The organism is Acinetobacter sp. YH12227 (assembly GCF_013417785.1).
Classification (GTDB): domain Bacteria; phylum Pseudomonadota; class Gammaproteobacteria; order Pseudomonadales; family Moraxellaceae; genus Acinetobacter; species Acinetobacter gandensis.
In genome coordinates, this window is sequence record NZ_VPDH01000097.1 from 1 (window position 1) to 10,299 (window position 10,299).

General features: G+C 38.0%; 10 protein-coding genes. 5 read left to right on the forward strand and 5 right to left on the reverse strand.

Features of this window, described 5'->3' with window-relative positions:
- The first annotated feature begins 163 nt into the window (after positions 1 to 163).
- From FTV09_RS15810 to FTV09_RS15820, 3 genes are all read left to right on the forward strand, one after another.
- A complete protein-coding gene (locus FTV09_RS15810) occupies positions 164 to 520 on the forward strand; it encodes a cupin domain-containing protein (RefSeq protein ID WP_180058852.1) in 357 nt (118 codons plus the stop codon).
- A gap of 245 nt (positions 521 to 765) precedes the next feature.
- Positions 766 to 1,215, forward strand: a complete 450-nt coding sequence (locus FTV09_RS15815) for a hypothetical protein (RefSeq protein WP_180058853.1) — start codon at positions 766 to 768, stop codon at positions 1,213 to 1,215.
- 71 nt (positions 1,216 to 1,286) lie between these two features.
- Positions 1,287 to 1,838: a DUF4385 domain-containing protein gene (locus FTV09_RS15820; protein ID WP_180058854.1), complete on the forward strand. Its 552-nt coding sequence runs from the start codon at positions 1,287 to 1,289 to the stop codon at positions 1,836 to 1,838.
- Positions 1,839 to 1,846: 8 nt separating this feature from the next.
- On the opposite strand, the gene FTV09_RS15825 is transcribed toward FTV09_RS15820, so the two are convergent.
- From FTV09_RS15825 to hemE, 5 genes are all read right to left on the reverse strand, one after another.
- Positions 1,847 to 3,238, reverse strand: a complete 1,392-nt coding sequence (locus tag FTV09_RS15825) for a diguanylate cyclase (protein ID WP_180058855.1) — start codon at positions 3,236 to 3,238, stop codon at positions 1,847 to 1,849.
- A gap of 103 nt (positions 3,239 to 3,341) precedes the next feature.
- Entirely contained in the window at positions 3,342 to 5,237 is a 1,896-nt protein-coding gene (locus FTV09_RS15830) for a DUF4105 domain-containing protein (RefSeq protein ID WP_180058856.1), read from the reverse strand.
- Positions 5,238 to 5,316: 79 nt separating this feature from the next.
- Entirely contained in the window at positions 5,317 to 5,787 is a 471-nt protein-coding gene (locus FTV09_RS15835; RefSeq protein ID WP_067765935.1) for a DUF3015 family protein, read from the reverse strand.
- Between the two features lie 148 nt (positions 5,788 to 5,935).
- A complete protein-coding gene (locus tag FTV09_RS15840; RefSeq protein WP_245668232.1) occupies positions 5,936 to 6,733 on the reverse strand; it encodes a DUF817 family protein in 798 nt (265 codons plus the stop codon).
- A gap of 46 nt (positions 6,734 to 6,779) precedes the next feature.
- Positions 6,780 to 7,850, reverse strand: coding sequence for a uroporphyrinogen decarboxylase (gene hemE / locus FTV09_RS15845; RefSeq protein WP_180058857.1), 1,071 nt, complete (start codon positions 7,848 to 7,850; stop codon positions 6,780 to 6,782).
- A gap of 206 nt (positions 7,851 to 8,056) precedes the next feature.
- Here hemE and FTV09_RS15850 point away from each other — a divergent pair, with 206 nt between their 5' ends.
- Positions 8,057 to 9,271 carry a L,D-transpeptidase gene (locus FTV09_RS15850; protein ID WP_067765944.1) on the forward strand — a complete coding sequence of 405 codons (1,215 nt, stop codon included), beginning with the start codon at positions 8,057 to 8,059 and terminating at the stop codon, positions 9,269 to 9,271.
- A gap of 175 nt (positions 9,272 to 9,446) precedes the next feature.
- Positions 9,447 to 10,142, forward strand: a complete 696-nt coding sequence (locus tag FTV09_RS15855) for a pirin-like bicupin family protein (protein WP_067765948.1) — start codon at positions 9,447 to 9,449, stop codon at positions 10,140 to 10,142.
- The last annotated feature ends 157 nt before the right edge of the window (positions 10,143 to 10,299 follow it).

Genomic DNA, 10,299 nt, shown 5'->3' on the forward strand with positions numbered 1-10,299 from the left:
TGATGCCATTTTTCTTTATACTGTCACTGAGGCAGGTTGGACATTTGATTTCTAGAGTTATTTGCATTTCTCTATTTTATCAAAATTCAACCTGCTTTTTTTCAGCATACTTTTTGAAACACCACCATTTTTTATACTTAGATGACTCAATTTAGGACAAACAATGACGCAATTATATTTAGCAGGTCAAGGTTTAACCCACGCTGATTCAAGCATTGACTACCCTCGGCCTGATCGTTTGATACATGGTAATCCTAAACGAGAAACCCAAAGCTTATATGCTCATGCCAATATGGACTGTGGTATATGGCAATGTGAAGTCGGGGCATGGAATATTCATTTTGCCAACAACAAACAAGAATTCTTTCAAGTTATTGAAGGCGTAGTTCGTATACACGACCAAGAAGGCACATATATAGAAGTGAAAGCTGGAAATGCAGGCGTAATTCCACCCGGTTTTATCGGCACTTTCGAAGTAGTAGAAACTGTAAAAAAATACTTTGTAGTCGTTGAAGTTTGATCGCCCAAGATATTTTTTTTCAAAAATATCTTTTAAAAATGTTGTTTGTAACCTTGCTGTAAGACTTGTAACTCAAAACTACCGCATAAAATTAATATCAATTACTTAATGTATTTCTGTTCGTAAATTAAACATTTCATAACATGATTTCACCCCCCTATTTAAGATTAATCCGTACATTGAAAGCAAGATGAATCCTTTAGATTCATTGCTACTTTCTTTTTTACTAACTAAAGGTGATCACTATGGTAGCCGCAAAAAAGACAACTGAAAAAGATGAGAAAAAGACAGCGAAAACTACGGCAAAAACTGTAAAAAAAAATGAGGATAAAGCAAAAAAATCAGCTAAAGCATCGAGTAAAGATTCAAACAAAGTAACAAAGAAAACTGCTGAAAAAAAATCTAAGGACAGCACTTCTAAAAAAGAAGCTGCAACTAAAGATGAAAAAGTAAAAGCTAAAAAATCTGCGTCAACTAAAAGTTCGCCGAAATCTAAAGCCAACAAAAAAGAGGCCCCTAAAAAAGCCACCACATCAAAGACAAGCACTAGGGTTAAAGAGGAAAAGCCAAAAGCTGAGAAGAAAACAACCAAAAAATCTTCAACAGAAAAGAAAACGGATGCTAAGGCAAGCAAGTCTAAGGGAGAAAAACCCAAGACGACCAAAGCCAAATCTACCAGCAAAAAGACAAAATAAAAAAGTAGCCCCAACTGGGGCTACTTTTTTAGCTTAAGGTTGAAATAGAGTAAGGTTGTAATGGAGTGAATATGAATAAGAAATCCATCCCCACACCTAAGCGTGTATCTCGCGTTCATTCCAATAGTTTTGATTACAGTCTAGATTTTAAAAAAATAAATTTTCGCGAACACCCTGAACTTTATAGAATTGGACGTGGTGAACAAGGTGTATTACTCGTAGAGCCTTATAAATCTGAAATTTTGCCCTATTGGCGATTTGCTAATGAAGAAAAAGCCATCGAAAGCAGTACCAAAATTTGGCAGCTCTTTGAAGAGTATTTGGGCGCTGAAGATTTTGTCGGTGCAGATATGGCACGTAAATTTTTACAGATGGGTTTTACACGTGCACGTCGCTATGCTAACCATAAAGGTGGTAAAAAATATGAGGGTCCAGTCCCTGATGATAAAAAGGGTTTAAGTGGTGCACAAGGACGCGAAGAACTTCCAAGACAAAAAGAGGATCCCGTAAAAGCTGCTGCTGCACGAGTATTTAAACAAAAATGGGATGAAGCTAAAATTCATCCCATGTATATAGAGCAAAAAGCAAAATTTTTAGATTTTATACAAAGCAAAATTAAGTGAGTATCCATTTAAGATGCAGAGCATGTTGCTTGCGGATCAGTTTTAGCAACGTAAATACAGTTTCGACCATTGTTTTTCGCCGCATATAAGGCATGGTCTGCAGCATCAAGAAAACGTTGATAATCTGGATGACCATCGTACAGCACACAGCCCACACTCACTGTAAAATTAAATTGTTGTCCTTGAGCCGTGCGAATTAAACCCTGTTCAATATAGCGTCTTACATTTTCTGCAATACTCATTGCACGATCAACTTCAGTATCCACCAACAATAATAAAAATTCTTCCCCCCCAATACGGAAAGCATAATCACTGCCTTGACTAAATCGCTGTAAAGCTTCGGCAATAAATTTCAGTGCCAAATCCCCTGCCGCATGGCCAAATTTATCATTAATACTTTTAAAATAATCTGCATCAAAAGCCAACAATGACAAAGGTGTATGGTTTTGACGTGCAAAACTAATTTCACGAGAGACAATGGTATTTAAATAACGCCGATTGAGAAGTTGCGTCAATGAATCATTGCCTGACTCAATGTACTCTGCCACTTGGAATAATTGATCAACCAAATGCTGAATTTCACGGTTTAATTCACGTATATTTTGGATCACCTGTTGTAGCTGATCCCTGTCCATCATTTGCATGGCTTGCTGCGTTAGCTCATCCACTTGATAAATTCGATCAATAATCAACTGCACTTGTTCAGACCCTGAAAATGCATAAGATGCTTTATGAATAAACCATAAGCCAAATTCAGATTTTGAGAACAACGGGTGATAAAAACCTAAGCTTCCAGAGAATATTTTAAACATCAGTTCATTTTCCCAATCGAGTAATGAACCACGTTGTTTATCTTTATGTACAGCAACATCTTGCATCGCTGAAAATAAGCGATAGTTGTGCTTTATTTCCTGACTTTTTTCTGTGTTCGCTTCATAAGAACGACACATAATTTCAGTACTGAAGCCCATGATCTGCACAATGTAGCTACACATATGCAGATTTTGTTGTTCTGATTTCTGCTCTAATATTTCAAAAACATTACGTTCAATTTCACGCACTCCTCGCATGATTAACCATGATGGAATACCCACACGTGCATGTACAACACCGACTTTTTGCTGGCGTTTTACAGACTGTTCATAGTGGGTATTCATTGCAACCTGAAAGGTTTCAAGCAACCATTTACGAAGTGTATCTATTAGTCTTTTTTGAATAATATCGTCTTTAAAAAATTCGGCAGATTCAGGCTCTTTCACCATTTGTTGATAAAAAACCGTTACCAAATATTCAACATGTTCTTCAATAAATTTGAAAGCCGCTTGATGTTCTTTAGCAGTATATTGCTCACAAATATTCTTCCAAGTCTGACACAGACCTGTAATACATTCTTGATTCATGGGAGATAGACCACAGCGGCATAAAAGCTAGAGATGATACCGTGCTTTACTTACATAAAAAAACATATTTAAATGAATCATCAAGTTTTATCTATCTTAAAAATTAATAGAAGAAGGTATAACTCAATTTAAATTTGTCCCAATCCTTCGTGTCTTGTTGTTGATATTCATAACCCAGCCTTAACGCATTTTGCTGATTAAGCAGGTATTGAACTTGAGCATTAATTTTTAAATTCCACTGATGCAAATCTTCCCAATAAGGTAATTCTGCTTGTAGCAAGGTATTGACTCGCTCTGACCAGATATTTTGACAACCCAATGTTGGACCAATACCAGCACGCCAACCTTTATCCAGTGCTTTGCCAACTTGAAATTGCGTTTGGGTTTGCACATAGCATAAATGAGTCCTTGCCTGATCTGCCCAACTGTAGCCTGACTGTGCTTTTAGCTCAGCCACTCCATGTTGCTCAGTTTCACTGAATTGACCTTGATCAACGGAAGCTTGCTGCCAACCCAAATTAAAACCCCAACTCAATGGCGTTTTAAACGGTGTAATCGGGTTATATGAATTAACTGACAGAAAATCAAAACGACTGAGCTTTAACATGTCTTCACGGTACTCAATAGAACCGTTCCAAAACATCAGTTGTGTCCCTATACGAAAACCACCTTGCGGATCAATCAAGTCGTGATAGGCCTCACGATGACTCAACTCAAGGAACTGTTCACCTTGTACTTCACCAAGCGCTACATCGAAAGTACGCGCGTGATGACCTTTTACTGGATCTAGGCTCGGAATAGCAGGCTCAATCCGTTGTTTTTCAATATCTGATTGACTACGTAATGCCAATATTTGACGAAGTCTTGGTTGCGCAAATTCAGCATCAACTTTACGACCAATCAATTGTAAATATAAATGGTCATAAGCCATTTCTAAAATTTTAGCTTGTTGTTGCTTACTATAAGTACCAATTACATTTTGTATCTTAGCTGGTTCAACGAGTGAGAGTCGCTGTGCTTCTCGCGCTAAGTGATAACCATGTTGCTGTGCCTGAGATAATAATTGCGTTTCTAAGGCTGGACGGTAAATTGCAGCTTTAATTAAACCTTGTTTATCAACTTCTTTAATCGTTTCGACTGGGATTGAGGCAACCTTGAATTGTTCTTTTAAATTTGAACTTGGTCGAACCAAATCAATTAAACCCAAAAGTCGATAAGCACAATTATCACTAGCAAAATAATATGGAAAACTCACCTGCTGCATTTCCCATATATGTTTTACCAAGAAACTGGTTTCTTGCTCCGTTAGAGCCAGTTCATACTCCCACAAATCACGACTTTCAAAATCACCATATTCTTTTACTTTTCGATAATAAGGCATGAGTGAATATTCACCAGGATACTGGCCCGTTAATCCTTTCCATGCATATGACCAGTTATCTTCTCCAGCAACAGTAGCCGCATAGTTAATTGCGTAAGAAACCAGATTTAATTCTTTTTGATCTTTGGGATCAAGGCGCAATAATGTATGACCAAACATTGAGCTTGGATTACCCATAAAGTCCGTAGCATAGATTAAAGTGGCTTTATAAGGCCTGATTTTACCGAACCATTCATCAAGTTCAGGGCATGTCACTGGTGGTAATTGATCATTTGAAATATTCAGTTGCTGCATTAACCACTGGCTTCGTGCAGGAAATTTACAACGAATCGATTGATTCGGTTCTGCACTTTGAAACAAAGCTTGAATATCCGCATTTAATTCAGCATGAGCATCATTACGGCCATTTTCAGCAAGAAAATAGCCTGAATAGGTAACTTCACTTTGTCCTTTATTATCGGTATATAGCAGTCTTTGCCAACTGATGTGCTCTGACAATTTTTTAAATTGAGCAATTTGAAGATAATGCTGTATCTCAGCAGGATTTAAATTATCGATCTGCTGTGCATAAATCATGCTCGGAATAATAAAGGTACAAAATAAAGCAATTGATTTCATTCAGTTATATTCAAATCCATTTTTATATATTTTGGGTAATAAAAAACCCTGCCATAAGACAGGGTTTTATAAGCATCAATTAAACGTATGCTTTAAGTACATCGTCTTTCGCCATTACACTTTGTAATGATGCAAGCACTTGTAGAGAAGACTGGTTTTCTGCTGAGTAAATTTCAGCAAAATTTGCTTTAGATACAGCAAAGAAACGTGCTTTATCGGTAGATTGAATATTTAGAAGTTCAGCTAGAACGTTTAGGCTCTCACCTTGGCCAACCGCCATATCACGCGCTAGTGATTCAGCGTTTTCATTGGTAAATGTTACTGCTTGAGCAGTCACTGTACCTGTACCGCTACAACCTAAGGTACCAAAAGTAATACCTAGTAGCTGGTTAGTAAAAATGCCGTTTGTCGTTGCAGCTAAAATTTTAGGAATTTTACCTGATTGACCAGCCCATACTTGAGAACCAACACCACAACCTACGTCACGGTCAGCAAATGCTGCTGTAGAACCTGCCGCTACAACGGCAGCTAAAGCTAATTTTTTTAACATAGCACTTCTCCAGGGAATTATATTCCATTGTTTTTAATTATTAAAACATGTGTAATTTTTATTACACGAGTTTAGATTAGCGTGATATTTCAGATAACGCAAAACTTTTTATCTAAAACATCATATTAACAATAAGACCCTGATTTAACTATTTTTTTAACTTCCAAACACCTTTTTCATCACGATTTCCAAGGATTTTTAGCACCAAAACCAGGCTTAAAAGTAGCAATAAATACCAAGAACCTAATTTGCCCCAGCCCACAATGTGCCATGCGTCAACCTGACTTGGGTAGAGCCAAATTTTATAAAAAGTACTGATGTTTTCTGCAATCCAAATAATAAATGCCAATAACAATAAAACCGGTAACATCGGAAGTTGTATTTGATGATGTTGTAATTGAAAACGTAACTTAGTCTTCCAAAAAATCACACCACTCCAAACAAAAAGGAGTAAACGAATATCTGGCACAAAAAATTTGGTCATAAAATTCAAATATGACAACACTGCCAAAGCCAACATATTGCTAAATCGTGGTAAGGCAATAAATGAAACCTGATATAAACGCAAAGAACGTGCGAAAAAACTTCCCACAGCTGAATACATAAATCCAGCAAACAAAGGCACAGTTAAAATTTTAAACACTGCTGGCTGTGGATATTGCCATGAAGCAATTTGGGGATGGGTTAGAAAAATTTCCATGCCCATAGCCAGAATATGAAACAGCGCAATTACTTTTGCTTCAGCCCAAGATTCCAATTTGAGATAAAGCAAACACGCCTGAATAAGCAGCGCATAAAACAATAAATAATCGTAGCGGAAAAAGCCAAAATATTCTTGACTACCCATTGAGGCTGTCAACGCAAATGCTATGAGTAGTAATATCCCAAATAAGGCAGCCGAAGCTGCCTTATATGAGAACTCAAAACATGATTTTAAAATGCTGATCACGGTTGAATCCTAAACCCTAATTCCTAAGCGTGTAGACTGTTACTTAAAGGTACTTCGCACTGTATTCGTGGACAGTATCAACGAACGCTTTCGGATTTGCAGGATCTACCCATTGGGTAATACCATGACCTAGGTTTGCAACATAACCGGTTTTTTCACCATTGGCATAAGCATCATCCAACATGGCACGTGTCGCTTTAGCAATCGCATCAGGTGAACCATAAAGCGTTGCAGGATCTAAATTACCTTGCAAGGCTGCACGACCATTCACTGTTTGACGTGCCACATGCAGTGGTGTTGTCCAATCGAGACCAAATGCATCTGCACCTGTTGCGACCATTGGCTCAAGCCATTGACCACCACCTTTGGTGAATAAAATCACAGGGACTTTACGACCATCTTTTTCACGTTGTAAACCTGCAACAATCTTTTGCATATAGTTCAGTGAAAATTCAATGTATTCACGGTGTGCTAATGCCCCACCCCAACTATCAAAAATTTGAACAGCTTGTGCACCAGCATCAATTTGCGCATTTAGATATTCAATGACTGCATCCGCTAATCGATCTAATAATGCATGTAAAACTTCAGGCTGTGCATACATCATTTGTTTGGTGAAACGGAAGTCTTTACTTGAACCACCTTCAACCATATAAGTTGCCAATGTCCAAGGACTACCCGAGAAACCAATCAGTGGAACTTGACCACCCAATGCAGAACGAATCGTAGATACTGCATTCATTACATAGTCTAAATCAGACTTAGCATTGAATTTTGGTAAGTTAGCAACATCTTGCTCGGTACGAATGGTTTTATGGAATTTAGGGCCTTCACCCGCTTCAAAATATAATCCCAAACCAAGTGCATCAGGCACGGTTAAAATATCTGAAAACAAAATTGCTGCGTCTAAATCATAACGACGCAAAGGCTGTAAAGTCACTTCACAAGCTAATTCTGTATTTTTACAAAGAGATAGGAAATCACCAGCTTGGCTACGTGTTTCACGATACTCAGGTAAATAACGGCCTGCCTGACGCATCATCCACACCGGAGTTGCATCTACCGGTTCACGTAATAAGGCACGCAAGAAACGATCATTCTTTAAGGTCGTCATTCACTTTCCCAACTATATTTGACATTGCAATCATCATAACAAAAAGGTCGTAAATTTAATAACTTCTCATGCATTTAAAAACCGATCACCTTTAGTGCCAAAAATGATATTTACACAAAACAAATACTGCATCTCCACTTTTTTTCTGTAATACTTAGCCAGATTTTTTATACACAGTAAATGAATAATTCTTAAGGTTGAATTACATGTTCGTTCGCACAATGCTCGCTTTGAGCCTAAGTTGCATATTTGCTGGTACAGCTATTGCCGCATCTACTGCTGAACAACCATTAACGCCAAAAAAAGTAAGCAATGTTGCCGTGCAGGATCCAATTGATCCACTCGCGACTGAAGCTTCTTCAGCTGCAAATCAAATCAGCGCTCAAGAACAAGAAGATTTGAATCAGGCTTCTCAAACGTTAGATAGCCTACAACAATCTGAAGATGTGAAAGCTGATATCGGTGCTGCACCTGTAACATCTACGCCAGCTACAACAAGTACACCTGCTGCCAAAGCCGCTTGGGGTTTAAATGATCTCAACAATGCACAGTGGTATGACAATATTGGTAAAGGTCAATTCCCTGTTTATGCACGTGCACATGTCATGTTAAACAATGCACATGCTTCACCGGGTGCAATTGACGGTACAAGTGGTAAAAACACATTAAAAGCAATTGCATCATTCCAACAAATGAATGCATTAAAACCAACGGGTACTTTAACTCAAGAAACTTGGGATGCATTAATTGCTAAACAAGGTTCTAAGCCTGCTTTCATCGAATACACGCTGACAGAGGCAGACTTAAAAGGCCCATATGCAGCTTCCATTCCTCACGATTATGCATTACAAGCAAAAATGAAAGGCTTGTACTACACACGTGTAACTGAAATGTTGGGTGAAAAATTCCATATGGATGAAGATTTCTTAAAGAAATTAAATCCAAAAGCAACATTTAAAAAAGCGGGTGAAAAAATTCTTGTAGCGAACATTCGTAACGAAGTTCCAGAAGATATTCACTTAATCGTTGCGCATAAAGGTGCGAAACAGCTTTATTTATTCAACAGCCGTAACCAAATGATCGGCTCATTCCCTGCAACGATTGGTAGTTCAGATACTCCATCGCCTACAGGGACATACAAAGTTACAGGTGTAGCACCAAACCCTTGGTACAGCTACTCACCTTCTAACTTTGTTCAAGGCAACAATAAAAAACCATTGTCTTTACCACCAGGCCCTAACGGCCCAGTGGGTAATATTTGGATTGGCTTAAGCAAAAAATCATTCGGTATTCACGGTACACCTAACCCTTCTGCAATTTCTAAAACTGCGTCTCACGGTTGTATCCGTTTGACTAACTGGGACGCAAATGATTTAGGTAAAAAAGTAAAATCTGGCGTAACTGTTAAGTTCCTTGAATAATTAAGTTTGTTCAAAAAAGCCTGCTTCATGCAGGCTTTTTTATATCTACAATCTGGCATATTCACCCTTTATCGTTGCAAATATAGGATGAATTGTCGCTAAAAAGCTATATATCTACTTTGGGCTAAATCCTAAAATGTGTTCATGTTAAATAATTAAGATAAGGATAAATGCCATGAATGCTTTTTTACATCCAAGCGAAAATCGCGGCCACGTAAAAATGGGTTGGCTTGAATCTAAACACAGCTTCTCATTCGGTAACTGGTATGACCCTAAATATATGGGCATCAGTGCTCTTCGTGTAATCAATGATGATTTAATTGCTGCGCATGAAGGTTTTGGTCAACATCCGCACGACAATATGGAAATCTTAACCTGCGTGCTAAAAGGTACAATTACCCATAAAGACAGTATGGGTAATCATGGTGGGATTTCTGCTGGTGAATGGCAGCTGATGAGCGCGGGAACTGGTGTTCGTCACAGTGAAATGAACCAAGGTGATGAAGATGTTCATTTATTGCAAATTTGGATCATTCCAAACGAACGTGATGCAGAGCCGACATATCAGCAAATTAAATGCGATCCACGTGATCAACCAGATCAATGGCATTTAATTGTTGGACCGAATGACAATGCACCGATGCATATTCGCCAACAAGCTGAAGTGAAAACAGCAGTCATTTCTAAAGGTCAATCTTTAGACATTGAAGCAACACAACACATTAACTATGTGCATGTCATTTCAGGCTCAGTGAAAATTGCTCAACATACCGTTGAAGCTGGTGGCGCAATCGCCTTTCTAGAAGCTAGCAAAATTGAAGCTTTAGATGATGCGCAAGTGATTTGGTTTGACTTACCTGAAGTCAAATAAGTGTTATTTCAATAAAAAAGCCCTCAATATTGAGTAATGCCAGTCAGTTAAGAAATTGACTGGCATTTTCTTGGATATTTTTGTGCTTTAATTTTCACTACTCGCGGACATTGCCTTTGCCTTTTTTCAGGTAATACAAATATTTTAGATTGTTCAA

Bases quoted from the DNA above. Each gene is read 5' to 3' on its own strand.
- FTV09_RS15810 (WP_180058852.1), top strand. From the start codon at position 164: ATGACGCAATTATATTTAGCAGGTCAAGGTTTAACCCACGCTGATTCA.
- FTV09_RS15815 (WP_180058853.1), top strand. From the start codon at position 766: ATGGTAGCCGCAAAAAAGACAACTGAAAAAGATGAGAAAAAGACAGCG.
- FTV09_RS15820 (WP_180058854.1), top strand. From the start codon at position 1,287: ATGAATAAGAAATCCATCCCCACACCTAAGCGTGTATCTCGCGTTCAT.
- FTV09_RS15825 (WP_180058855.1), bottom strand. From the start codon at position 3,238: ATGAATCAAGAATGTATTACAGGTCTGTGTCAGACTTGGAAGAATATT.
- FTV09_RS15830 (WP_180058856.1), bottom strand. From the start codon at position 5,237: ATGAAATCAATTGCTTTATTTTGTACCTTTATTATTCCGAGCATGATT.
- FTV09_RS15835 (WP_067765935.1), bottom strand. From the start codon at position 5,787: ATGTTAAAAAAATTAGCTTTAGCTGCCGTTGTAGCGGCAGGTTCTACA.
- hemE (WP_180058857.1), bottom strand. From the start codon at position 7,850: ATGACGACCTTAAAGAATGATCGTTTCTTGCGTGCCTTATTACGTGAA.
- FTV09_RS15850 (WP_067765944.1), top strand. From the start codon at position 8,057: ATGTTCGTTCGCACAATGCTCGCTTTGAGCCTAAGTTGCATATTTGCT.
- FTV09_RS15855 (WP_067765948.1), top strand. From the start codon at position 9,447: ATGAATGCTTTTTTACATCCAAGCGAAAATCGCGGCCACGTAAAAATG.